Source organism: Pontivivens marinum (assembly GCF_900231835.1).
Classification (GTDB): domain Bacteria; phylum Pseudomonadota; class Alphaproteobacteria; order Rhodobacterales; family Rhodobacteraceae; genus Pontivivens; species Pontivivens marinum.
Map to the genome: position 1 here is coordinate 938,038 of NZ_OCTN01000001.1, position 24,428 is coordinate 962,465.

Annotated in this window: 20 protein-coding genes; 12 read left to right on the forward strand and 8 right to left on the reverse strand. The window is 61.0% G+C overall.

Annotation, left to right across the window (positions count from 1 at the left end; all coding sequences use genetic code 11):
- The first annotated feature begins 261 nt into the window (after positions 1-261).
- The 3 genes from CR254_RS04715 to gltB all read left to right on the forward strand — a co-directional run bounded on the left by CR254_RS04715 (position 262) and on the right by gltB (position 6,835).
- Positions 262-1,701, forward strand: coding sequence for an NAD(P)-dependent oxidoreductase (locus CR254_RS04715; protein WP_097928628.1), 1,440 nt, complete (start codon positions 262-264; stop codon positions 1,699-1,701).
- A 167-nt stretch (positions 1,702-1,868) separates the two neighbouring features.
- A complete protein-coding gene (locus tag CR254_RS04720) occupies positions 1,869-2,294 on the forward strand; it encodes a GFA family protein (RefSeq protein WP_245851377.1) in 426 nt (141 codons plus the stop codon).
- A gap of 11 nt (positions 2,295-2,305) precedes the next feature.
- Positions 2,306-6,835 carry a glutamate synthase large subunit gene (gene gltB / locus CR254_RS04725; protein WP_097928630.1) on the forward strand — a complete coding sequence of 1,510 codons (4,530 nt, stop codon included), beginning with the start codon at positions 2,306-2,308 and terminating at the stop codon, positions 6,833-6,835.
- A gap of 31 nt (positions 6,836-6,866) precedes the next feature.
- On the opposite strand, the gene CR254_RS04730 is transcribed toward gltB, so the two are convergent.
- The 6 genes from CR254_RS04730 to CR254_RS04755 form a co-directional block, all read right to left on the reverse strand.
- Positions 6,867-7,250, reverse strand: coding sequence for a DUF1761 domain-containing protein (locus CR254_RS04730; protein ID WP_180955881.1), 384 nt, complete (start codon positions 7,248-7,250; stop codon positions 6,867-6,869).
- A gap of 45 nt (positions 7,251-7,295) precedes the next feature.
- The gene (locus tag CR254_RS04735; RefSeq protein WP_097928632.1) at positions 7,296-7,715 is read right to left on the reverse strand and encodes an EVE domain-containing protein; all 420 of its coding nucleotides are present in this window, start codon (positions 7,713-7,715) and stop codon (positions 7,296-7,298) included.
- Between the two features lies 1 nt (position 7,716).
- A complete protein-coding gene (locus tag CR254_RS04740) occupies positions 7,717-7,992 on the reverse strand; it encodes a YciI family protein (protein WP_097928633.1) in 276 nt (91 codons plus the stop codon).
- Between the two features lie 11 nt (positions 7,993-8,003).
- The gene (gene tsaD, locus CR254_RS04745) at positions 8,004-9,077 is read right to left on the reverse strand and encodes a tRNA (adenosine(37)-N6)-threonylcarbamoyltransferase complex transferase subunit TsaD (protein WP_097928634.1); all 1,074 of its coding nucleotides are present in this window, start codon (positions 9,075-9,077) and stop codon (positions 8,004-8,006) included.
- Between the two features lie 113 nt (positions 9,078-9,190).
- A complete protein-coding gene (locus CR254_RS04750) occupies positions 9,191-10,645 on the reverse strand; it encodes an NAD-dependent succinate-semialdehyde dehydrogenase (protein ID WP_097928635.1) in 1,455 nt (484 codons plus the stop codon).
- A 40-nt stretch (positions 10,646-10,685) separates the two neighbouring features.
- Positions 10,686-10,871 (reverse strand): DUF1674 domain-containing protein, encoded by a 186-nt coding sequence (locus CR254_RS04755; RefSeq protein WP_097928636.1) that lies wholly within the window; start codon positions 10,869-10,871, stop codon positions 10,686-10,688.
- 72 nt (positions 10,872-10,943) lie between these two features.
- Between CR254_RS04755 and htpX the strand changes: the two genes are divergently transcribed.
- The 8 genes from htpX (at position 10,944) to CR254_RS04795 (ending at position 20,390) form a co-directional block, all read left to right on the forward strand.
- Positions 10,944-11,846 (forward strand): zinc metalloprotease HtpX, encoded by a 903-nt coding sequence (gene htpX / locus CR254_RS04760; protein WP_097928637.1) that lies wholly within the window; start codon positions 10,944-10,946, stop codon positions 11,844-11,846.
- Positions 11,843-13,108, forward strand: coding sequence for an RsmB/NOP family class I SAM-dependent RNA methyltransferase (locus tag CR254_RS04765; protein WP_245851379.1), 1,266 nt, complete (start codon positions 11,843-11,845; stop codon positions 13,106-13,108). The genes htpX and CR254_RS04765 overlap by 4 nt, the downstream gene beginning before the upstream one ends.
- A gap of 53 nt (positions 13,109-13,161) precedes the next feature.
- On the forward strand, positions 13,162-14,877 hold the full coding sequence (locus CR254_RS04770; protein ID WP_097928638.1) for a heparinase II/III family protein: 1,716 nt from the start codon (positions 13,162-13,164) through the stop codon (positions 14,875-14,877).
- Positions 14,878-14,889: 12 nt separating this feature from the next.
- Complete coding sequence (purH, locus tag CR254_RS04775) at positions 14,890-16,479, forward strand: bifunctional phosphoribosylaminoimidazolecarboxamide formyltransferase/IMP cyclohydrolase (RefSeq protein WP_097928639.1); 1,590 nt, start codon at positions 14,890-14,892, stop codon at positions 16,477-16,479.
- 109 nt (positions 16,480-16,588) lie between these two features.
- A complete protein-coding gene (lspA, locus tag CR254_RS04780) occupies positions 16,589-17,065 on the forward strand; it encodes a signal peptidase II (protein ID WP_097928640.1) in 477 nt (158 codons plus the stop codon).
- A gap of 32 nt (positions 17,066-17,097) precedes the next feature.
- Positions 17,098-17,658, forward strand: a complete 561-nt coding sequence (locus tag CR254_RS04785) for a DUF3035 domain-containing protein (protein WP_180955882.1) — start codon at positions 17,098-17,100, stop codon at positions 17,656-17,658.
- A gap of 69 nt (positions 17,659-17,727) precedes the next feature.
- Positions 17,728-19,071, forward strand: a complete 1,344-nt coding sequence (locus CR254_RS04790; protein ID WP_097928902.1) for a M16 family metallopeptidase — start codon at positions 17,728-17,730, stop codon at positions 19,069-19,071.
- Positions 19,068-20,390, forward strand: a complete 1,323-nt coding sequence (locus tag CR254_RS04795; protein ID WP_097928642.1) for a M16 family metallopeptidase — start codon at positions 19,068-19,070, stop codon at positions 20,388-20,390. Before CR254_RS04790 ends, CR254_RS04795 begins: the two co-directional genes overlap by 4 nt.
- Position 20,391: 1 nt before the next feature.
- On the opposite strand, the gene CR254_RS04800 is transcribed toward CR254_RS04795, so the two are convergent.
- Complete coding sequence (locus tag CR254_RS04800) at positions 20,392-21,693, reverse strand: lytic murein transglycosylase (RefSeq protein ID WP_097928643.1); 1,302 nt, start codon at positions 21,691-21,693, stop codon at positions 20,392-20,394.
- Positions 21,694-21,726: 33 nt separating this feature from the next.
- Positions 21,727-23,760, reverse strand: coding sequence for a transglycosylase domain-containing protein (locus tag CR254_RS04805; protein ID WP_097928644.1), 2,034 nt, complete (start codon positions 23,758-23,760; stop codon positions 21,727-21,729).
- Between the two features lie 294 nt (positions 23,761-24,054).
- Here CR254_RS04805 and CR254_RS04815 point away from each other — a divergent pair, with 294 nt between their 5' ends.
- Complete coding sequence (locus CR254_RS04815) at positions 24,055-24,393, forward strand: P-II family nitrogen regulator (protein WP_097928646.1); 339 nt, start codon at positions 24,055-24,057, stop codon at positions 24,391-24,393.
- The last annotated feature ends 35 nt before the right edge of the window (positions 24,394-24,428 follow it).

A 24,428-nucleotide genomic window follows, 5' to 3' on the forward strand; every position in this document is an offset into this window, starting at 1 on the left:
GGTTTCCTGACACTCGAATCACGTTCGGGGGTAAGCTATAGATGTATCAGTAGACTGTGAATCGCCCCATTAAGTCCGCTTCGGACCTAAATTTAGCGGACGATGCTCGAAAAATGCGCGGACCGCCTAAAATTCCCGCATTTAGGTCAGCATTTCTGACTTTATATATACGCCGACCTGCTATAACAAAACAGCAAGACGTTGGGTGCACCGCTTTTGCACCACCAGCGGCATGTGCGATGAGAAGACGGGAAAATGGTAATGGCCAAGCAAGTGATGCTGAAGTTCACCGAAGTGCCTCGGCTAATGCCGGAGAAACGCGCAGCGGATGCGCGGACGGCGGACTTTGATGAGATCTATAGCCAGTTCGCACAGGAAAAGGCGAACGAGCAGGCGTCGCGCTGTTCGCAATGTGGCGTTCCCTTTTGCCAATCGCACTGCCCTCTGCACAACAACATCCCCGACTGGCTAAAGCTGACCGCCGAGGGGCGCCTGCAAGAGGCATATGAGCTGAGCCAAGCGACCAACACCTTCCCGGAGATTTGCGGCCGCATTTGCCCGCAGGATCGTCTGTGCGAGGGCAATTGCGTCATCGAACAGTCCGGCCATGGCACTGTGACCATCGGCTCGATCGAAAAATACATCACCGATACTGCGTGGGAAAATGGTTGGGTCAAACCGATCACCCCTGCCCGTGAACGCACTGAAAGCGTTGGCATTATCGGCGCGGGGCCTGGTGGCCTTGCCGCTGCTGACATGCTGCGCCGTGCAGGTGTGCAGGTCACGGTTTATGACCGCTATGACCGCGCGGGTGGCCTGATGGTTTACGGCATCCCCGGCTTTAAGCTGGAAAAGCAGGTGACTGAACGGCGCAACACGCAGCTGGCTGAGGGCGGCGTTGACCTGCAAATGAACGTCAATGTGGGCGTGGACATTTCTTTTAGCGATATCAAGGCGAAGCACGACTCCGTCATCATCGCGACGGGCGTTTACAAGTCCCGCGATCTGGGCGGGCCCGGTGCAGGTCTGAACGGCATTGTGCGGGCGCTGGATTACCTGACCGCCTCGAACAAGAACAGCTTTGGCGATCACGTTCCCGAATTCGAGAGCGGAGAGCTGAACGCCAGCGGCAAGCGTGTTGTGGTCATCGGCGGCGGTGATACGGCAATGGATTGCGTGCGCACAGCCATCCGCCAGGGCGCGACCAGCGTGAAATGTCTGTACCGTCGTGACCGCGCCAACATGCCCGGTTCGCAGCGTGAAACCCAGAACGCCGAGGAAGAAGGCGTTGAATTCGTTTGGCTTGCCGCGCCCAAGGGCTTCACCGGCGAGGGTGATGTCAGCGGCGTAATGGTCTCGAAAATGCGTCTGGGCGCACCGGATGCAACGGGTCGTCAAAGCCCCGAAATCATCCCCGATGCCGATTATGTCGAGGATGCAGATCTGGTGATCAAGGCTCTGGGCTTTGAGGCTGAGGACCTGCCGACATTGTGGAACGAGCCTGAGCTACAAGTCACGCGCTGGGGCACTGTTACCGCCAAATTCGGCACCCATGAAACACCGATGCCCGGTGTTTATGCGGTCGGCGATATCGTGCGCGGCGCGTCGCTGGTCGTGTGGGCCATCCGTGACGGGCGTGAGGCGGCGGAGGCTATCCTCAAGAAATTCGACAAGGCTGCAAACGCAATCGCGGCAGAGTAAATCATCACGATAGAGCGGCTGCGATGTGGCTGCTCTATGGCTGCTATACGGCTGGCAAAATGGCCAGCAGGCGGCAGTTGCACGGATAACACAGGTCAGGCATGCAGACGTAATGCCCCCAATGCAATCTTAACGGTTCATCAGAACCGTTCCGTGGGAGAGGTAACATGGCGACAGGAAAGTGCATGTGCGGCGCGGTCGCGCTGTCTATCCGCGATCTGTCCGCGGAATATGGCACCTGCCATTGTGAGATGTGCCGCCGCTGGACCGGCTCCGCGCTATTGGGCATTTCGGTGCCTGTGGCAGACCTGACCATTACCGGCGCCGAGAATATCAAGACGATCCAATCCTCGGATTGGGCAGAGCGGGCATGGTGCGATAAATGCGGCACCGGCCTGTGGTACCGCGTTACGGCCGATGTGGCCCATGCCGGCAATTACGAAATACCTGTCGGCCTGTTGGACGACGCAAACGGTCTGAAAATGACCCGTGAAATTTTCATTGATAGCAAACCAGACGCCTTCACCTATGCGGGTGAGCGTGAATTGCTGAGCAAAGCTGACGTCCTCGCGCTGTACAGCGTCGACATTTAAGGAGCATGACCATGACCAATTACGATGCCGAATGGGCAGCCTCCTACGAAGCCCGCGCCGCTGATTTAGCCGAGCGGGGCATGTACCTGCCTGAGGAAGAGCACGCGAGCTGCGGTGTTGGCCTTGTCGTCAACGTCGACGGCAAGCCATCGCGCAAGGTGGTGCAAAACGGGATCGACGCGCTAAAGGCGATCTGGCACCGCGGCGCGGTTGATGCGGACGGCAAAACCGGCGATGGCGCGGGTATTCACGTTCAAATCCCCGTTGAGTTTTTCAAGGATCAGATTGAGCGCACCGGCCACACCCATCGCGGTGAGCTGATCGCGGTCGGCCAAATCTTCCTGCCACGCACGAATTTCGCGGCGCAAGAACGGTGCCGGACGATTGTTGAAACCGAAGTCCTGCGCATGGGCTACACCATCTATGGCTGGCGTCATGTGCCCGTCGAAATCTCGTGCTTAGGAGAGAAGGCGAACGCAACCCGCCCCGAGATTGAGCAAATCCTGATCTCCAACGCCAAGGGTGTGGACAAGGACACGTTCGAGCGTGAGCTCTACGTCATCCGCCGCCGGATTGAGAAGGAAGCACTGGCTGCGCAGGTTCCGCAGCTCTACATCTGTTCGCTGTCTTGCCGCTCGATCATTTATAAGGGCATGATGCTGGCCGAACAGGTCGCCGTGTTCTATCCTGATCTGATGGATGAGCGGTTCGAGAGCGCCTTTGCCATCTATCACCAGCGTTATTCCACCAACACCTTTCCGCAGTGGTGGCTGGCACAGCCATTCCGCATGTTGGCGCATAACGGTGAAATCAACACGCTGAAGGGCAACCTGAACTGGTTGAAATCCCACGAGATTCGCATGGCATCGAGCTATTTCGGTGACATGGCCGAGGATATCAAGCCGATCGTCGCTGCCGGTTCCTCCGATTCCGCCGCACTGGACGCCGTGTTCGAGGTTCTGGTTCGCGCAGGCCGTAACGCGCCAATGGCGAAAACGATGCTGGTGCCTGAGGCATGGTCCAAGACCGCGACCAAGATGTCCAAGGAATGGGAAGAGATGTACGCCTATTCCAACTCCGTGATGGAACCATGGGACGGCCCCGCAGCACTGGCCATGACCGATGGTCGTTGGGTTTGCGCAGGTCTGGACCGGAACGGCCTGCGCCCGATGCGCTATGTCGTGACGGGGGATGGCATGGTCATCGCCGGGTCCGAGGCAGGCATGGTACCCGTGGATGAAATGCATATCGTTGAGAAGGGTGCCCTTGGTCCCGGACAGATGCTGGGCGTTGATATGGAGCGGGGCATCCTGCTGCATGATGTTGAGCTGAAGGACGAACTGGCCGGCTCGCAGCCCTTTGCCGAATGGGTCGGGCAGATCGCTGACCTTGACTCCATTACCAGCAGCCCGACGGAATCCGTCGTCAGCACCGCTGAAACCCTGCGCAAGCGTCAGATCTCCGCCGGATATGACATCGAGTTGCTGGAGCAAATCCTGCATCCGATGGTTGAGGACGGGAAAGAGGCGCTCGGCTCTATGGGCGATGACACGCCGCAGGCTGTGCTATCGGAAAAGTATCGTCCGCTTAGCCACTATTTCCGTCAGAACTTCAGTCAGGTTACAAACCCGCCAATCGACAGTCTGCGTGAGCATCGCGTGATGTCGCTGAAAACACGGTTCGGCAACCTGAAAAACGTGCTGGATCAGACCAGCGCCCAGACCGAAATCCTGACGCTGGACAGCCCTGTTCTGACCAATGCGCGCTGGGACCGGATGGTTGGTTATTTCGGTGACAGCGCCGCCGTGATCGACTGCTCGTTTGAAAATGACGCCGGTGGCATGCGCGCCGCGCTGACCCGTGTGCGGTCCGAGGCGGAGCAAGCTGTGCGCGCCGGTGCGAACCACATTATTCTGACGGATGAACACGTGGATGCCGGTCACATCGCGCTGCCGATGATCCTCGCCACCTCCGCCGTGCATTCATGGCTGACAGGTAAGGGATTGCGGACCTTCTGCTCGATCAACGTGCGGTCGGCGGAATGCGTTGACCCGCATTACTTCGCCGTTCTGATCGGATCGGGCGCGACCACTGTTAACGCATGGCTGGCGCAGGATTCGGTCGCGGACCGGATTGAGCGTGGCCTGATGGACGGACCACTTTCCGCCGCGATGGACCGCTTTGTCGAGGCGATCAATCAGGGTCTGCTCAAGATCATGGCGAAGATGGGGATTTCCGTCATCTCGTCCTATCGCGGTGGCCTGAACTTCGAGGCGGTCGGGTTGAGCCGCGCAATGTGCGCCGAGTTCTTCCCCGGAATGCCCAGCCGGATTTCCGGTATCGGCATCAGCGGCATTCAGCAAAAGGCCGTGGGCATCCACGATCGCGCCTATGCCAGCGGCACCGATGTGCTGCCGGTCGGTGGTTTCTACAAGGCGCGCCGTTCCGGCGAGGCGCATGCGTGGGAAGCACAGACCATGCACATGTTGCAGGCAGCCTGTGATCGCGGCAGCTACAAAATCTGGCAGGAATATAGCAACGCCATGCAGGCGCGTGCTCCGATCCACCTGCGCGATTTGCTGGGCTTCAAACCAAACCAGACCGCGATTTCCGTGGATGAGGTGGAGAGCATCACATCGATCCGCAAGCGGTTCGTGACCCCCGGCATGTCGCTGGGCGCGCTGTCGCCCGAAGCGCATAAAACGCTGAACGTCGCCATGAACCGCATCGGTGCGAAATCCGATTCCGGTGAGGGCGGCGAGGACCCCAAGCATTTCCACCCCGAGCCAAACGGCGACAATCCCTCTGCGAAAATCAAGCAGGTGGCTTCCGGTCGTTTCGGTGTAACGGCGGAATACCTGAACAATTGTCAGGAGCTGGAGATCAAGGTCGCACAGGGTGCAAAACCCGGTGAGGGCGGGCAGCTGCCCGGCTTCAAGGTCACGGAAATGATCGCGAAGCTGCGCCACTCCACCCCCGGCGTGATGCTGATTTCACCCCCGCCACACCACGATATCTATTCGATCGAGGATTTGGCGCAGCTGATCTATGACCTCAAGCAGATCAACCCCGATGCGAAGGTCTGCGTAAAGCTGGTCGCGCAAAGCGGCGTAGGCACGATTGCGGCTGGTGTGGCCAAGGCGAAGGCGGATGTGATCCTGATCTCGGGCCATAACGGTGGTACGGGCGCATCGCCACAGACCTCGATCAAGCATGCGGGGCTGCCGTGGGAGATGGGCATCAGTGAGGCACATCAGGTGCTGTCGCTGAACAACCTACGCTCGCGCGTTACCCTGCGCACCGATGGTGGTTTGCGCACGGGCCGCGATATCGTGATTGCCGCGATGATGGGTGCCGAGGAATACGGCATCGGCACCGCCGCTCTGATCGCAATGGGCTGCATCATGGTCCGCCAGTGCCAGTCAAACACCTGCCCTGTTGGCGTGTGTACACAGGATCAGGAACTGCGCGACAAGTTCACCGGCAATGCAGACAAAGTTGTAAACCTGATCACATTCTACGCGCAGGAAGTGCGTGAAGTGCTGGCCAGCATTGGCGCGAAATCGCTGGATGAGGTTATCGGCCGTGCCGATCTGCTGACACAGGTTTCGCGTGGTGCGGCGCATCTGGATGATCTTGACCTCAACCCGATGCTGATCGCGGTGGATGAGGAGCGCGGCACCGTTTACGACCGTGACAAGCCTCGTCAGGTCGTTCTGGACACGCTGGACGCCAAGATCGTGCGCGACGCCCAACCGTTCTTTAAGGACGGTGAGAAGATGCAGCTGAGCTATTCGGTGGAAAACACCGACCGGACAGTGGGCACGCGGGTTTCGTCGCATATCGTCCGCCGCTTTGGCATGCGCAACGATTTGCAGAGCAGCCACCTGACGGTAAAGCTGGAAGGCTCTGCCGGTCAGTCGCTGGGCGCATTCGCGGCACCGGGGCTAAAGCTGGAGGTCGCAGGCGATGCCAACGATTATGTCGGCAAGGGCCTGTCCGGTGGGCGTATCGTCGTGCATCCAATGCTGGGCAGCCCGCTGGTCGCGGCGGATAACACCATCATCGGCAATACGGTTCTGTACGGTGCGACGGCGGGTGAATTGTTCGCCAATGGCCGCGCGGGCGAACGGTTCTGCGTGCGCAACTCCGGCGCGTCTGTGGTGATTGAGGGCTGCGGCTCGAACGGGTGTGAGTATATGACCGGCGGCACGGCGGTTATCCTCGGGTCGGTCGGTGATAACTTCGGCGCGGGCATGACCGGCGGCATGGCGTTCATCTATGACACAGCAGGTGATTTCGATGTGCGGATGAATGATGAGAGCATCATCGCCGTCAACGTCGAGAGCGCTCATTGGGAGGGCGTCCTGCGCGATCTGATCGAGCAGCACGTCGCGGAAACCGGTTCGCGTCGGGGCGAGGAAATCCTGCGCCACTGGTCCGATGAGCTGGGTAAATTCCGTCAGGTCTGCCCCAAGGAAATGCTCAGCCGTCTGGCCGCACCGCTCAGCGATCTGGCTGACGCGATCCCGGCGGAATAATACAGCTGGTCGCCCCTACGGGGGCGGCCGCTCAAAACAGTCCCAGCACCGCGCCACCTGCGGCCATTCCGGCCACGGCATAGGCCCCGTCAATCACGGTTAGCAGTACGGGCCGGTGTTGGTACATGTTGTTCACTGCCATCCATGGCAGGGCGATAAACGCGCCAAATCCTGCACCCAGCAACATGCCCTCACCCGCGCCGCGCACATCGGCGAGGACGTAGACATATTGCGCAAACCCCATCATCACGACGAAGCATAGATAGCTGAGAAGGTAGACGGATTTGGGTGTGTCGGCGGCTTGTTCCGCCGTCATATTGCTGACGGCCAGCCATGGGCCGGAGATGACCCCGTACCAGAACGCGCCGATACCCCAAGTTGTGGCGGCGGCGAGAAACACTGCGATAATATCCATTTGCATCCTCCTGCAACGGAGGATGCCATAGCTGTGGGGCCTGACCTAGCCCTCGTACCCGCCCAGATCGCAGACGATTTGCCATTCCTCGTCGGAAACAGGCTGCACCGACAGGCGCGAATTGTTCACGAGGATCATAGCGGACAGGCGCGGATCGTCCTTACAATCCTGCAAGGTAACAGGCTTGGGGAAGGGGCCGATTGCCTTGATATCCACGCATTCCCAGCGGGGGTCGTTTGCCTTGCTATCGGGATGTGCCTCGGCAATCACCTCGACCACGCCGACGACACGCTTTTCGTCGATGGAGTGGTAGAAGAAGCCTTTGTCACCAATTTTCATGGCACGCATGTTATTGCGAGCCTGATAGTTGCGCACGCCGTCCCATTCCTCGCCCACATCGCCCTTGGCAACCTGATCGTCCCAGCCCCATGTGTTGGGTTCGGATTTAAAAAGCCAATATGCCATATCAGCCCCCGATCACACGCTTCCACGGGTGGATATCAGCCGAGGAAAACAGACCCGCCTTGGTATAGGGATCGGCATCGGCCCATGCCTGTGCGGCGTCCATATCAGCCACGTCCAGAATGACCAGCGATCCGGCCATGTCGCCCTGCGCGTCCAGCAACGGGCCTGCCTGTGCCACGACGCCGGTTTCGGCAATATAGGCCAGATGCGCGTCGCGATTGGCCTTACGCACCTCTAATGCACCGGGTTTGTCATGGGCGATAATGGCATAGAACATGGGATTTCCTCTCAGGCTTTCGCGCCTCGTTTGCCAGAACCGAGCATCGGAGCGGCGGTTTTATCAAGCGGCCAGCGCGGTCGCGCGGCCAGCGTCATGTCGTCGGATTGGCCAAGGCGATACCGCTCCCAACCCGCCCATGCGATCATGGCGCCATTGTCAGTGCACAGTTTCAGCGGCGGCGCGGTGAAGGTAAAGCCCGCATCGCGGGCGGCCTGCTGCAAACCGGCGCGCACTGCCGTATTCGCAGCGACGCCACCGGCAACGGCAATAGTTGTCGCGCCGTGCTCCGCCGCAAAGGCAGTCAGCGCACGGGCGGTTTTTTTGCGCAACACATCGGCCACGGCCTGCTGGAAACTGGCGCACAGGTCTGCGCGGTCCTGTCGTGTGATGCCGCCCTTTTCCTCGACGATTTTATCGCGGGCACGGCGCAGGGCGGTTTTCAGGCCAGAAAAGCTCATATCGAATCCGGGCCGGTCCATCAGGGGGCGGGGAAAGGCGAACCGTTTGGGATCACCGCTTTCCGCCTCGGCCTGCACCAGTGGGCCACCCGGTTGGGACAGGCCCAGCAAGCGGGCGGTTTTGTCGAATGCCTCACCCGGTGCATCGTCGATGGTGCCGCCCATGCGGGTAAATTCATCAGGGCCGGTCACGGCGAGGAACTGGCAATGCCCGCCCGATACCAGCAACATCAGATAGGGAAATTCTAGCCCATCCGTAAGACGCGGCGTCAGCGCATGACCGGCTAGGTGGTTCACGCCGATCAGGGGTATATCTGCGCCTGCGGCCATCCCCTTGGCAAACATCACGCCGGACAACACGCCGCCGATCAGGCCGGGGCCTGAGGTGACGGCAACCAGATCGATATCGCCCAGCGCCACGCCTGCCTCGGTCAAGGCGGCCTCGGCCACGATATCCAGCCGTTCGGCATGGGCACGGGCCGCGATTTCGGGGACGATACCGCCGAAATCAGCATGCAGGTCGGATTGCGAGAACACGCGGTTCGACAGGATTGTACGATCCGTGTTCACAACGGCGATTGCCGTGTCGTCACAGCTCGATTCGATACCAAGGATCAGGGTCATGGCCGCTGCCTAAAGGTTCGCACGCGGGGCGTCCAATTCAGTTTCATCAGATGCCCCGCCAGAGGATCTGTTTCGATGCCTCCGGCGGGGATATTTAGCGAATGCGATGGGCCTTAGATGCCGCCCATGCAGATATATTTCAGCTCCAGATATTCCTCGATGCCGTATTTGGAGCCCTCACGACCCAGACCCGACTGTTTGACGCCGCCAAAGGGGGCAACCTCGGTCGAGATCAGGCCGGTGTTCAGGCCGACAATACCGTATTCCAGTGCCTCACCCACGCGCCAAACACGACCGATATCGCGGGTGTAGTAATAGGCGGCGAGGCCGAAGATCGTGTCATTGGCCAGCTTGATGCCCTCCTCCTCTGTCTCGAACTTGAACAGAGGGGCCATCGGGCCGAAGGTTTCTTCCTGCGCGACCTTCATATCCTGCGTTACGCCGGTGACGACGGTGGGGTTAAAGAACGTGCCGCCCTGATCGCTGGCCGTGCCGCCCTGAATGATGGTTGCGCCCTTGGATACCGCGTCATCCAGATGCTCCTGCACCTTTTTCAGCGCGGGACCGGAGATAAGCGGACCGATATCGGTATCCGCGTCAGTGCCGTCGCCGACCTTCATCTGTGCGACGCGGGCTGCCAGCTTCTTGGCAAATTCATCATAGACGCCTGCCTGCACGTAGATGCGGTTGGCACAAACGCAGGTTTGGCCGGCATTCCGGAACTTGCAGATGATTGCACCCTCGATCGCCTCATCAATATCGGCATCATCGAACACGAGGAACGGCGCGTTGCCGCCCAGCTCAAGGCTCATCTTTTTGATCGTGCCTGCACATTGCTCCATCAGGATCGACCCAACGCGGGTGGAGCCGGTGAAGGTAATCTTGCGCACCTTGTCGTTCTCGCACAGTTCCTTGCCCATGGCGGAGCTGTCGGACCCTGTTACGACGTTGAACACCCCCTTGGGGAAGCCCGCCTGTTCCGCCAATTCGGCCAGTGCCAATGCGGTTAGCGGTGTCAGTTCCGCAGGGCGCGCCACGCAGGTACAGCCCGCCGCCAGACCGGGGGCCAGTTTGCGGGTAATCATCGCCAGCGGGAAGTTCCACGGCGTGATCGAGCCGACAACGCCGATGGGCTGCTTGATAACCACGATCCGTTTATCCGCCTGATGCTGGGGGATGGTGTCGCCGTAAATCCGCTTGGCCTCCTCAGCGAACCACTGGATGAAGGACGCGCCATAGGCGACCTCGCCGCGCGATTCCTTGAGCGGTTTGCCCATTTCGGCGGTGATCAGCTTCGCCAGATCCTCCTGGTTCGCCATAATCAGGCGATACCATTCCATCAGGATCGCATAGCGTTCCGAGGCAAGCTTTGCCGCCCAACCGGCCTGTGCGGCATTTGCGGCGTCGATGGCACGGGCCACCTCGGCACGACCCAGATCGGCCACCTGCGCGATATTGCTGTCATCAACGGGATTGGTCACATCAAAGGTCGCGCCATTGTCGGCATCAACCCATGCGCCATCAATATAGGATTTCGTGGTGAACAATTTCGGATTGTCGAGTTTCATAGTGCCCTCCCGGCGATCATTTTTTGCTTATTAAAATAGATTAGAAATCGGACACGATGCCCTTTTTCTCCCAGTCACCAAAGCGGATAGGCTCAGGCCCATCGCGGCCGCCCAGTTCCTCGGGCAGGTCCAGTGGCGGGGTATCCTTGCGGCGCTGATCCGCCTCGGCCAAGGCACGTTCAGCGGCGGCGCGCAGGCGCGCGGTCTTTTCGGGATCGTTTGACATCCTACATCTCCTATCGGGACGAGTATAACCTGAATATGTCCCGCAGGGTTTTGCGCGCAAGGGGTCGTAGGCATGAACTATTTTAAAACCGGGCTGCTGCTGGCGGCCCTAACGGCGCTATTCATGACGGTTGGCTGGTTTGTCGGCGGGCAGCTGGGCATGCTGATCGCGTTCTGTTTTGCAGTGGGAACAAATGCATGGGCGTGGTGGGGATCGGATCAGGCGATGCTGAAAATGCACAACGCCCAGCCGGTCACACGCGCATCGGTCCCTGAATTATTCGATATGGTTCAGGAAATGTCGCAACGTGCCGAAATGCCGATGCCCAAGATTTATTTGATAACCGAGGATCAGCCAAACGCCTTTGCCACGGGCCGCAATCCTGAGAACGCTGCCGTGGCGGCGACCACCGGCATCCTGCGATTGCTCAGCCATGATGAGCTGCGCGGCGTGATGGCGCATGAGCTGGCCCACATCAAGAACCACGACACGCTGATTATGACCATTGCCGCAACGGTGGGTGGTGCAATCGCGATGCTGGCGCAATTCGGCATGTTTTTCGGGGGTAATCACCGTGAACGGGGGGCGTTAGGTGCTATCGGAATGATTGCGGCGGTGCTGTTGGCGCCGCTGGCCGCGATGATGATACAGATGCTGATCAGCCGCACTCGGGAATATTCGGCGGACAAGATGGGGGCGCAAATTGCCCGTGATCCGGTCGGTCTGGCCAATGCTTTGCGCAAGATTTCAGGGGCTGTACCCGCGCATGAGATAGAAAGTGCTGAGAGTAATCCGGCAACTGCGCATATGTTTATCATCAACCCGCTCTCTGGACGCGGGACCGACAATCTGTTTTCGACACATCCAAACGTGAACAACCGCATCGAGGCGTTGATGAAACTGGCAGACTCCCCCGAAATGACCCGCCCCACCGTGCGGGCCAGCTCCATTCCAACCATCGGACGCAAGCGTTGAGCGCGCCGGGCCTACCCGCACGTCTGGCCGCAGCGGAGCTGTTGATCGGCGTCCTGTCCGACGGGATCATGCTGGGCGATCTGGTCGAAAAGCTGCCCCGCGATTTGCCGCCACCTGCACGGGCGCGGGCGCAAAGCCTCGCCGCGATGGTGCTGCGCAATCTGGAGCCCATTGATACGGTGCTGGACCAGTTCCTGACACGCAAACCGCCAGTGCGCGCGATGCATGCTCTGCGGATTGCCGCAGCGGAAATGCTGATAGATGAGGTTGCGCCCCATGCCGCCGTGGATGCGGCGGTGCGTGCCGCGCGTTCTGACCCGAAATCCTCTAGGTTGAGCGGTCTGGTCAACGCCGTTGCGCGCAATATCAGCCGCGAGGGATACGATATCTGGGCGCAGATGGAACCGCAGCGCCTGCCACATTGGCTGCGTGCGCCATTGCTGCGCGCCTATGGTGAGGATGCCGTTGACGCGATGGAGCGGGTTCACGCAGGCGGTGCGCCGCTGGATCTGACCCTGCGCGGTGAACAGCCCGAGGGGTTGGAGGGCGAGATGGCCCCGACCGGCACATTGCGCCGCTATCGCTCGGGTCAGGTCAGCGCCCTGCCGGGATATGAGGAGGGCGCGTTCTGGGTACAGGACGCCGCCGCCGCCCTGCCCGCCCGTGTTCTGGATGCGAAATCTGGCGAGCGGGTGCTGGATCTATGCGCCGCGCCGGGGGGCAAGACATTGCAGCTCGCCGCCGCCGGGGCCGATGTTGTGGCGCTGGATATTTCCTCGAAACGGCTGGAGCGGGTGCGTGAAAACCTCGCCCGAACCAAGCTGACGGCGGAAATCGTGCGCGCCGACGCCATGGGCTGGCAACCGGATGCGCCCTTTGACGCGATCCTGCTGGATGCCCCCTGCACAGCAACCGGTACGCTACGCCGCCACCCCGACCTGCCCTTTGTCAAAACCGGCGAGGAAAATAAATCGCTGGTCAAATTGCAGCGCGACCTGCTGGAGCGTGCCGCGAAATGGGTCAAGCCCGGTGGCCGACTGGTGTTCTGCACCTGCTCGCTATTGCCATCCGAGGGCGAGGTGCCTGTGTCCCGATTCCTCGAAACCCATCCTGACTGGTCGCTGGACCCGATTGACGCAACTGCCCTAGGCGGTGACGAACATTGGGTTGTTGACGGTGCATTACGCCTGCGTCCTGATTATTGGGCAGAACAGGGCGGAATGGACGGGTTCTATATTGCGCATCTTATCAAGAGTGCATGACACTGCTACAGAACTGAGGGTAAGGTCGTAAAAAGCGAAAGTTTTCCGACGCAATGGCGAAACCGACCCTCAGTACCCGCGCACGCAGCGCCGATAATCGCATTCAGGCGTGGCGCTCCGCGTTGGGGGGTCGCGTTACTGCGATCACCAGCCAACCACAGCCGCGCGCCATCGGCACCGTTGCACGGGCCCGCCAACTGCAATCGGGCAATTTCCTGTTCGGCGGTGAGCTGGTCGAGGCACCGGCAACCGCGATCTGGGATATTGAGCAACCGTCGGATGCGTTCACCTTTGCCCTGCACGGGTTTGAATGGCTGGACGATCTGGCCGCAGCGGGGGATGCACCTGCCCGCGCCTTGGCGCAGGACTGGTTGTGGCAATGGATTGAACGCTACGGCGCGGCACGCGGTCCGGGGTGGTATCCCGATCTGGCCGGCCGCCGCCTGATCCGCTGGATCAGTCACGCGCCATTCTTGCTCAAGGGGCAGGAAAGCCAGCGCTCCCATAGCTTCTTCAAGAGCCTTGGTCGGCAGACAAATTACCTCGCCCATGCATGGCCCGACGCCGCACAGGGCCTGCCGCGGGTCGAGGCGTTGACCGGCTTGCTCTACGCCGCATTATCGCTGGAGGGCGCGGAGGGGCTGTTGCGCAGCGCCCGTCGCGGCTTGGCCAAGGCATGTGAGGCACTGGACGCCGACGGTGCCGTGCCCAGCCGCAGCCCCGAAGAGTTACTAAAACTGTTCACCCTGCTGGTCTGGGCCGATCATGCCCAGCGTGAGGCAGGACAACCCAGCGAGGCCGCTCAACAGGCCGCCATCGCTCGCATCGCCCCCACCCTGCGCGGGTTGCGCATGGGCGACGGCACCTTGGCACGGTTCCACGGCGGTGGGCGCGGGGAGGAGGGGCTGCTAGATCAAAGCCTCGCCGATAGTGGCATCCGGTCAGCCGCGCGCGCCAAAACCGTGATGGGCTACAGCCGACTGGCCGCCGGGCGCACCGTTGCGATCATGGACGCCGCCCCACCGGCCGAGGGCGCGAACGGCCTGCGCGCCCATGCGGGCACCCTAGCGTTCGAGATGTCGTCCGGCCGTCGCCCCATGATTGTCAATCAGGGAACCGGTGATGCCTTCGGCACCGACTGGCGCCGCCATGCCCGCGAAACCAGCGCCCATTCCACGGTTGAGGTTGCAGGAACCGCGATGGCAAAATTCGTGCCGATGCAGTCCTTTGGCTGTGCGGACACAGAAACCCTGACCGATGGGCCGAAACAGGTCGCGCTGGAACGGGCGGTGGATGTTAGCGGGCATTGGGCGCTTGGCAGTCACGACGGATATACCGCCGCCTACGGCCTGTTCCACGAACGCCGCCTGTTCATGACCCCCGACGGCATGGAACTGCGCGGTGAGGACACGATGAGCGCGCAATCCAGCCGCGGTCAGGCCCGCTTTGCCAGAATGCGCGAAACCGGCGCTGTAACATGGCGCGCACGGTTCCATTTGCACCCTGGCGTGCAGGCGTCCCTGGACCTTGGCGGGGATGCGGTCAGCCTGACATTGCGATCGGGCGAGGTCTGGATTTTCCGCCAGTCGGGCGGTGATCTGACGTTGGAACCCTCAACTTACCTAGATCAACGGCGGCTAAACCCACGTTTAACACAACAAATCGTGGTCTCTGTCGCCGCAATGGACTATGCGAGCCGCATCAAGTGGGTGGTTGGCCGCGCGGGGGACCGCAGGCACGCCGTCCGGGATTTCGAGACCGACCAGTAAGAGGCTGTTTTCATGACCACCGATCTCGCGCCGATCCGGCGCGCGCTGCTATCCGTTTCCGATAAAACCGGCCTTCTTGGCCTTGGGCAAGCTCTGGCCGCTATGGGTGTTGAGCTTGTCTCGACCGGCGGCACGGCGGCGGCGCTGCGCGATGCGGGGCTGACGGTGCGTGATGTGTCCGAGCTGACCTCCTTCCCCGAGATGATGGACGGCCGCGTCAAAACCCTGCACCCCGGCGTGCATGGCGGCCTGCTGGCGCAGCGTTCGAACCCCGAGCATGTGACCGCAATGGACGATCACGGCATTTTGCCAATCGATCTGCTGGTCGTGAACCTGTACCCGTTCGAGGCAACAGTCGCGGCTGGTGGCGATTACGATACCTGCATTGAAAACATCGACATTGGCGGCCCCGCGATGATCCGCGCCGCCGCAAAAAACCACGGTGATGTGACTGTTATCGTCGATGCAGATACCTACGAGGATCTGGTGGCCGAGCTTGAGGCGAATGGCGGTGCGACCTCGCGTCCCTTCCGTCAGGCAATGGCGGCACGGGCCTATGCCCGCACAGCCTCCTATGACGCAGCCGTATCCGGCTGGATGGCCGAGGCTATCGGCGATTCCGTGCCGGAGCGTCGCACAACGGGCGGCACCCTGCGCCAGACCCTGCGCTATGGCGAAAACCCGCACCAGTCCGCGGCCTTCTACGTCACCGGCGATATGCGCCCCGGCGTTGCCAGCGCACAGCAGTTGCAGGGCAAGGAGCTGAGCTACAACAACATCAACGATACCGACGCTGCGGTAGAACTGGTCGCCGAATTCGACGCGGGCAAGCCGACAGTCGCGATTATCAAGCACGCAAACCCCTGCGGCGTCGCCACCGGTGACACCATGGCAGAGGCATATGCCCGCGCCTATGATTGCGACCGCACCTCCGCCTTTGGCGGTATCGTGGCCCTGAACCGCCCACTGGATGCGGCAACGGCAACTGCCATTACCGGTATTTTCACCGAGGTCGTCATCGCCCCCGGAGCCGATGAGGAAGCACAGCAAATCTTCGCCGCCAAAAAGAACCTGCGCCTGCTGCTGACCGATGGCCTGCCCGATCCGGCAACCGCTGGGCGCACTTGGAAGCAGGTCGCCGGCGGCTGGCTGGTTCAGGACCGCGATAACGGTCGCCTAGACATGAGCGGCCTGAAGGTCGTGACCAAGCGGCAGCCATCGCCCGCCGAACTGGCCGATATGCTGTTCGCATGGCGCGTGGCAAAGCACGTTAAATCCAACGCCATCGTTTATGCCAAGGACGGCGCAACCGTCGGCATCGGCGCAGGTCAGATGAGCCGCGTTGACAGCTCGCGCATCGCCGCGCGCAAAAGCGTGGACATGGCTGAGGCGATGGGTCTGACCACACCGCTGACACAGGGTTCGGTCGTCGCCTCCGACGCCTTCTTCCCCTTCGCGGATGGTCTGCTGGCCGCGGCACAGGCCGGTGCGACCTCGGTCATCCAGCCGGGTGGATCGATGCGCGACGAGGAAGTCATCGCCGCCGCCGATGAGGCTGGCCTGTCCATGGTCTTCACCGGAATGCGCCACTTCCGTCACTGATCGGACCGCATTCATGAAATATCCCCGCCGGAGGCATCTGGCGGGGCACCCTCTTGAATACATCAAACATGGCGCGCATCCTGTGCCACAAACCTAAACCGGAGCCCCCATGCCCCTGATCCGCATTCTAACGATAGCCCTGCTGGCATGCGGTTTGGACCGATTGTCCAAGCTGTGGATCGTCGAATGGGCCAATCTGCGCGAGATTTTGTATATCGAGGTTTTCGACCCCTATCTGAATTTCGCCATGGGCTGGAATCGCGGCATCAACTTCGGATTGCTGGCGGGCCACGAGGAATGGACCCGCTGGGGTTTGACCCTGCTGGCCATTGGAATCAGTATCTGGCTGCTATGGTGGGCCAACCAGCAGGCCGGTAAATGGATACATATCGGCGCGGGCTTGGTCATTGGCGGCGCGATCGGCAATGTTTGGGACCGGATTCAGTACGGCGCTGTTGCTGATTATCTGAACATGAGTTGCTGTGGCTTGCGCAATCCCTATACCTTCAACGTGGCGGATGTGTTCATCTTCGCCGGAGCGGGCCTTTTGATTGTATTGAGCGGCCGCACAACAGACGATGCGTGACGCGGCGACCTGAATTGCGTATGGGAGAGACCATGAAAACGACATTTCCTTCCACCCCGATCCGGGCCATCGCAATCATGGCCGCCCTTGGCGCCGTGCTGGTCCTCAGCGCATGCGGTGATGACCTGACCGAGGAACGCAGCCTGCTGGAACGCGCACAGGTCCGGCAGGGTGGACCCGATCCGTTCATGGTTGTTGAGCATGGTATGCTGGAAATACCTGCGAACATCCGCGCCCTACCCACCCCGCGCCCCGGTGCCGTCAGCCGTGTTGAACCACAGCCCGACCAATTGGTCGCTGCTGCACTGGGCGGCACAACGCGCAGTTTCTCCACCGGTCCCGGTGCTGCGGAACAGATGCTGCTTGCCAACCTGCGCACCGAAACAATCCCTGCGGATCTGCGCGATGAAATCCAGACGGAACATCAGCGCACGCTGGATGGTGCCGATACCGGCATATTCGCGTCGGCGTTTTCATCAATCGGCAACCCTTACCGCGATCAGCAGTTGGACCCCGTTGCCGAGCTTGCCCGTTTGCGCCGTGAATATCCAAATATCGTGACGCCGAACGCGCCGTTGGGGACACCAGAATAAAGGCCGCTTGCAGCCCGCGCTGATGGCGCTACGCTATACCGCAGTGAAACTCCGCGGAGCGCCCCTTTGATACTGACTTCACGTCTTGCAGCCCTATTCAGCCTGCTTCTGCTGCTACTTCCTGCCAGCGCGCAGGCGCAGGTTGAAACCCACCACCTGTCCAACGGGTTGGAGATCGTGGTGATCCCGGATCACCGCGCCCCTGTTGTGACCCATATGGTCTGGTATCGGATCGGGGCGGCGGACGAACCTGCGGGCAAATCAGGGATCGCACATTACCTTGAGCATCTGATGTTCAAGGGCACCGATGAAATCCCCGAGGGACAATTCAGCCAGATCGTGGCGGCCAATGGCGGCACCGATAATGCGTTCACCTCCTACGATTACACCGCCTATTTTCAGCGAATCGCGGCTGATCGCCTGCCACTGGTCATGCAGATGGAGGCGGACCGGATGACCGATCTGATCATCTCCGAGGAAGTCTGGGTGCCAGAGCGCGCCGTGATTCTCGAGGAACGGCGCAGCCGCGTCGCGTCGAACCCCTCCGCGATAATGAGCGAGCAACGCAACGCCGCGCTATACCTCAACCACCCCTATGGCACGCCGATCATCGGGTGGGAGCATGAGATGTCATCGCTGACCCGTCAGGACGCGCTGGATTTCTATGCCCGTTATTACGCCCCCAACAATGCGATCCTGATCGTGGCGGGCGATGTCACGCTGGACGAGGTCGTCGCCTTGGCCGAGGAAAACTTCGGCCCGCTGCCCCCCTCAGATACCATTCATGCGCGGGTGCGCCCGCAGGAACCTGTCGCCGTGGCCGCCCGTCGCCTGACCTATGAGGACCCCCGCGTTCAGCAGCCCTATGTCATGCGCAGCTATCTGGCACAGGAACGTGACGCAGGCGCGCAGGAGGATGCCGCCGCGCTGACGATTCTGGCGCAACTATTGGGCGGGGGGCCGACCTCCGTACTGAACCGCGCACTGGTGGTTGAGCAGGAAATTGCAGTTTCCGCCGGTGCATTCTACAATGGCACCAGTCTGGACAGCACCAGCTTCGGCATCTACGCCGTGCCCGCCGCGAATATTGAGCTGTCGCAGGCCGAGGCAGCACTGGACATCGCGCTGGAACAATTCATGCTGGACGGACCGGACGAACAGCATCTGGAGCGGATCAAGGTTCAGGTCCGTGCCGCCGAGATTTTCGCCCGCGACAGTCAGGAGGGGCTGGCCCGTGCCTTTGGTGCCGCTTTAACCTCGGGGCTGACTGTGCAGGATGTACTAAACTGGCCCGCCGCACTGGAGGCAGTAACGACACAGGATGTGATGCGCGTCGCAGAACAGGTTCTGGATCTGCGCCAATCCGTCACCGCTGAATTACGTGGCCTTGCGCCAACGGAGGCTTTCCAATGATCCGATACATTCTTAGCGCGCTGATCGCGTTTACGCCGATCGCTGCGATGTGCCAAACCGATATCGAGGAAATCGTGACCCCCGGTGGCACGACCTTCTGGCTGGCCACTGAACCCACGATCCCCATCGTCAGCATGGAGATCATCTTTCGTGGTGGCGCGGGCGTTGACCCCGCGGATCGCCCCGGTGCCGTCACCATGATGGCCGGCCTGTTGAACGAGGGCGCGGGCGATATGACCGCCCTGGAATATGCCGCCGCCAGCGAGGAGCTCGCCGCGCGCATCAGCTTCGATGCGGGGCGTGATACCCTGACCGTTTCCGCCAGCATGCTGCGCGAGGTCCGCACCGATGTGGCCGAACTGGTCCGTCTGGCAGTGCAGGAACCACGGTTTGACCCCGATGCGATTTCCCGCGTGCGCTCGCAATTGCTGTCTGTGACCCGCTCGAACCGCACCGATCCGAGCGAACTGGCGCGTGAGGCGCTGTTCTCCATCGCGTTCCCTGACCATGCCTATAGCCGCGGAACCGATGGCACGCCCCCCAGTATCGCCGTTATGACCATTGAGGATTTGCAGGCCGCCCACCATGCCGCAATCAGCCGCGACCGCGCCTATATCTCGGTCGTTGGTGACATCTCCGCCGACGAAGCAGCCGAGCTGGTGGATCACGTCATGGTTGGTATTCCCAGCAGCGACACCCCCCTGCCCGGCGATATGCCCGTACACCTGCGCGGCGGCGTGCATGTTGTGGATCTGCCCGGCACGCAAAGCCGCGCGCTGTTCGGTCATCAGGGCCTGCAACGCGACGATCCCGACTTTATGGCCGCCTATGTGATGAACCACATTCTGGGCGGCGGCGGGTTCTCGTCACGCTTGACCGAGGAAATCCGTGAGAAGCGCGGCCTGACCTATGGCATTTCGACCTTTATGGCCTCGCTCAGCCACGGGCCGCTTTTCCTCGGCTCTGTTGCCTCGGCCAATGACACGATTGCCGAAACGATTGAGCTGGTGCGCCGCGAATGGGTCCGTATGGCCGAGGGTGGCGTGACGGAGCAGGAGCTGGACGAGGCGAAACGCTACCTGACCGGCGCCTATCCCCTGCGCTTTGATACCAATGCAAAGATCGCGGATATTCTGGTCGGCGTGCAGGAGGCGGAGCTGGGCATTGATTACACCCAGCGCCGCAACTCCCTGATCGAGGCGGTAACGGTTGACGATATCGCCCGCGTCGCCGCGCGCCTGCTGCAATCCGACGACCTGACCGTTGTTGTGGTCGGACAGCCGCAGGGGCTGACCACAACGGTCAGCGCCCTGAACTAACTCAGCCAGCAGCGCGTAACGCAGCCAGCAACCGGTCCGACGCATATCCGTCAGGGATCAGACCGGTTGCGGATTGGAACCGCTTGATCGCTGCCTCGGAATTCGGCCCGATTAGGCCGTCCGTGCCCTGCGTGTCATAGCCCAGCGCGGTCAGGCGCTGCTGCACCTCGCGCCGGTCACTGCGCGTCAGCGGCAGCACATCACGGCTCCACGATGCCTGTACACCTGCACCGCCATAAATCCGGTCCCCCAGCAACCCGATAGCCAGCGCATAAGAATCGGAGTTGTTGTACCGCTTGATTACATTGAAATTCGGATAGGTCAGGAAAACCGGACCGCCCACACCTGCGGGCGCAAACAACCCCGCAACACCGTGATCCGGCACAGCACCGCCCGCATAGGTCCGCACGCCAATCTCGTTCCAGAACGCGGCAGGGCGGCGTACATAGCGATCCGCCAGCAGCCAGTTAAAGTCGGCAGGCAGGCGCACCTCCATCCCCCATGGCTGACCGGGGTTCCAACCCTCCTGACGCAAGTAATGCGCGGCAGAGGCAAGCGCGTCCGTTGGATCATCCGACCAGATATTGCGGCGGCCATCCCCGTCGAAATCCTGCGCGTAGTTGTGAAAGCTGGACGGCATAAACTGCGTATGCCCCATCGCACCGGCCCATGATCCGACCAGCTCATCAGGGCGGGCGTCCCCCTCCTGCACGATACGCATCGCGGCGATCAGCTCACGCTCCGCCCAATCACGCCGCCGACCGTCAAAGGCCAGCGTCGCCAGCGAGCGCGCCACGGGGAAGCTGCCCCGAATGGCGCCATAGGCGGTTTCCATGCCCCAGATAGCCAGAAACGCACGGGCATCGGTGCCGTAACGCGCCTCGATCGCGCGCAGGGTTTCAGCGCGGGCGCCTGCCTCACGCTGACCATTTGCGACGCGGGTATCGGAAACGGCACTATCCAGATATTCCCAAACGGGCCGCACGAATTCGGGCTGCGCGCCGTCCAGATCCGTAACGCGGGTCGAGGGCGCAGCGCCCTGCATCGTGGTGTCGAACACCTGCGCGCTAATCCCCTCACCCAGTGCACGGGTGCGGAATTGCGCCAGCCATTGGTCAAAGGACAACGCGCGCGCCTGACGATCCGCCAGCGGTTCGCGCGGTTCAGGACGGACCGAGGTCACGACATCACCGGTGGTTTGCGCCGTAGCATTGGCGACTGGCCCACCACATCCCACCACGAAGGCAGCGGCCCCCAGCAGGGCAAATCGCCAACCTGAGCGTTGCATTGAGGTCGCATGCATCCTGTTACTCCTGTTAAATTCGTCACTTGAAACTCAGTTTCCGCCGAGCAGACCGCGCAGCAGCCCCTCGACAATACCGCTCAACCCGTCATCGACATCCTGTGCGGCATCCTCGATCCGGCGCACCACGTCATTGCCAGCGGTGGCAATGTTGTCCTGATAGCTCGGCGTATTGGGCACCAGCATGGGCAACGCGGAAACCGGCATCCCCTCATGCACACCCAACATGGTGCGGCGCCAAATTTCCGCTGGCAGGCCACCACCGGTCACGCCGGTCAGAGGGGTGTTATCATCATAGCCCATCCAGACCCCGACGACATAATCGCCGGAAAATCCGATAAACCACGCATCACGGGCCGCATCGGTCGTTCCGGTTTTACCCGCAACGGGGCGATCCCCCAGCGCGGCACGGCGGCCAGTGCCATAGGGGGCCTCAACCACCTGATTCATCATCCACGTCACGTAGCCGGCGGTTTGCTCGGAAATCGCCCGCTTGCCCAGGGATGGCTCCTCGGACAACAGCAATTCGCCGCCATGGCGCAAACGTACCTCGGTCAGGCCGTAAGGCTCCGCACGGAAACCTTGGTTCAGGATGCTGGCATAGGCGCCAGTCAGGTCCAGTAGCGTGGTTTCCGACGCGCCCAATGCCAGTGCGGGTGAGTTCGTCAGATCACTGTCGAGGCCCAGATCATGCGCCACCTCGATCACCTCAGCGCGGCCAACTTCCTCGGACACGCGCACGGCGATGGTGTTGGTGGAACGGGCCAGCGCCTCGTACATCGGCATCGGGCCGCGATAGGAGCGGCCATAGTTCTGCGGGCTCCACGGGCCGGAGCCCGGTATGTTGATCGTTAGCGGCGCGTCGTTCAGGTAATCGGTCGGGTGCATCCCTGATTCCACCGCCGCAGCATAGACAAAGGGTTTGAACGCCGATCCGGGCTGACGCAGCGCCTGCGTTGCACGGTTAAATGTACCGGCCCCGCCAATGGCACGCCCGCCGACCATGCCACGCACCGCGCCATCCGCGCTGAGCACAACAATCGCGGCCTGTGCCTCGGACCCCTCACGCACCAGATCGTCAAAGACGGAGAACAGCGCCTGTTCCGCCGCCTCCTGAATCGCGGGGTCAAAGGTGGTGGAAATCTCCACATCCTCACGCGTGCCCTCGATCAGGAATTCGGGGCCGGCCTCCATCACCCAATCGGCGAAATAGCCACCGGCGCGGCGACGGGCGGATTCGCTCAGCTCCGCCGGATTGGCGCGCGCCTGTGCAAAAACAGTATCGTCGATATAGCCCTGCTCATGCATCAACCGCAAAATCACCTGCGAACGGTTTTGCGCACGGCCCAGATCGCGTGTCGGTGCATAACGGCTGGGCGCGGTCAGCAGCCCCGCCAGCATTGCCGCCTGCTGCACGTCCACCTCACGCGCGCTGATCCCGAAATAGCGCTGCGCCGCCGCCTCGAACCCCGTGGCCGAGGCCCCCAGATAGGCGCGGTTCATATAGATGGAGAGGATTTCCTCCTTGGTATAGGCCAGCTCCATTGCCAAGGCGTAGGGGATTTCCAGAACCTTGCGCCGCCATGTCGATTCCTCGCTGAGGAAAACCAGCTTGGCGACCTGCTGTGTAATGGTGGACCCGCCATGGCCTGACAGCGCGCTGCGACCCTCGCTTAGATTGATGCGGATCGCGCCCAGAATACCGCGCGGGCTGATGCCCATATGCCAATAGAACCGCTTATCCTCGGTCGCGACGACCGCGTTGCGCAAATCCTCGCTCATCTGCGCGGACCCGACGACACCGCCCTGCTCGCCCCGCCATGCAAAGATATCGCCGTGGCGATCGACCATCGCAACCGATCCGCTCTCACGACCGTCCAGCAACTCCTTGGCATCGGGCAATTGCAGATAGAAATACAGTACCACCGCCGCAGCCACGACGATGCCCCAGCCGATCAGCCGGAACAGGATTGTTCGGATCAGCCGGAACAGGCCACCGAATACACGAATTAGTAACGGCCTACGCACGGGTTTCGCCGTGGCCGTTTTGGATTTCTTGCTGCTCATCTGCTCCGCACCGTTTTTCGGGCTTGTTTATGCAACTTAGTATGATGGCGCGACATTGCGAAGTGGTTGGATGACCCAAGGCGGCGCAATTTTGCACAACTTTTATGCCTATTTTTTAATCGGCGGATTTTCGCTGTCTAAATTTTGGGCGCAATTGAATCGCAACGTAGTGCTCAAAGCTGTACCCGCAACCGGTTTCATTGACACTTCAGTGAAATGTTACCTCGATTTTCGTGTTGGCACGGTTCTTGCATATTGAACGGCGACAGATGCAGACCAACACGAGGGAACGCAATGAAGCTTATCATCGCCGTCATCAAGCCTTTCAAGCTGGAGGAGGTGCGCGAGGCGCTCACCACCATCGGCGTGCAGGGCCTAATGGTATCAGAAGTTAAAGGATACGGCCGTCAGGCTGGCCACACCGAGATCTATCGCGGTGCGGAATATGTCGTGAACTTCGTACCCAAGGTAAAGCTGGAGATGGTCGTTGATGACGCCATCGTCGAGAAGGCCGTTGAGACCCTCTCCACCACAGCCAAGACCGGCAAGATCGGCGACGGCAAGATTTTCGTGCTCGACGTAGAGCAAGCAGTTCGCGTGCGCACCGGTGAAACCGGCGCCGACGCAATCTGAACCTGACCCCATCTGATCAGACCAACGAGGGACCA

Bases quoted from the DNA above. Each gene is read 5' to 3' on its own strand.
- CR254_RS04800 (WP_097928643.1), bottom strand. From the start codon at position 21,693: ATGCATGCGACCTCAATGCAACGCTCAGGTTGGCGATTTGCCCTGCTG.
- CR254_RS04715 (WP_097928628.1), top strand. From the start codon at position 262: ATGGCCAAGCAAGTGATGCTGAAGTTCACCGAAGTGCCTCGGCTAATG.
- CR254_RS04720 (WP_245851377.1), top strand. From the start codon at position 1,869: ATGGCGACAGGAAAGTGCATGTGCGGCGCGGTCGCGCTGTCTATCCGC.
- CR254_RS04815 (WP_097928646.1), top strand. From the start codon at position 24,055: ATGAAGCTTATCATCGCCGTCATCAAGCCTTTCAAGCTGGAGGAGGTG.
- CR254_RS04735 (WP_097928632.1), bottom strand. From the start codon at position 7,715: ATGGCATATTGGCTTTTTAAATCCGAACCCAACACATGGGGCTGGGAC.
- CR254_RS04750 (WP_097928635.1), bottom strand. From the start codon at position 10,645: ATGAAACTCGACAATCCGAAATTGTTCACCACGAAATCCTATATTGAT.
- lspA (WP_097928640.1), top strand. From the start codon at position 16,589: ATGCCCCTGATCCGCATTCTAACGATAGCCCTGCTGGCATGCGGTTTG.
- CR254_RS04785 (WP_180955882.1), top strand. From the start codon at position 17,098: ATGAAAACGACATTTCCTTCCACCCCGATCCGGGCCATCGCAATCATG.
- CR254_RS04740 (WP_097928633.1), bottom strand. From the start codon at position 7,992: ATGTTCTATGCCATTATCGCCCATGACAAACCCGGTGCATTAGAGGTG.
- gltB (WP_097928630.1), top strand. From the start codon at position 2,306: ATGACCAATTACGATGCCGAATGGGCAGCCTCCTACGAAGCCCGCGCC.
- purH (WP_097928639.1), top strand. From the start codon at position 14,890: ATGACCACCGATCTCGCGCCGATCCGGCGCGCGCTGCTATCCGTTTCC.
- CR254_RS04755 (WP_097928636.1), bottom strand. From the start codon at position 10,871: ATGTCAAACGATCCCGAAAAGACCGCGCGCCTGCGCGCCGCCGCTGAA.
- htpX (WP_097928637.1), top strand. From the start codon at position 10,944: ATGAACTATTTTAAAACCGGGCTGCTGCTGGCGGCCCTAACGGCGCTA.
- tsaD (WP_097928634.1), bottom strand. From the start codon at position 9,077: ATGACCCTGATCCTTGGTATCGAATCGAGCTGTGACGACACGGCAATC.
- CR254_RS04795 (WP_097928642.1), top strand. From the start codon at position 19,068: ATGATCCGATACATTCTTAGCGCGCTGATCGCGTTTACGCCGATCGCT.
- CR254_RS04805 (WP_097928644.1), bottom strand. From the start codon at position 23,760: ATGAGCAGCAAGAAATCCAAAACGGCCACGGCGAAACCCGTGCGTAGG.
- CR254_RS04770 (WP_097928638.1), top strand. From the start codon at position 13,162: ATGGCGAAACCGACCCTCAGTACCCGCGCACGCAGCGCCGATAATCGC.
- CR254_RS04730 (WP_180955881.1), bottom strand. From the start codon at position 7,250: ATGGATATTATCGCAGTGTTTCTCGCCGCCGCCACAACTTGGGGTATC.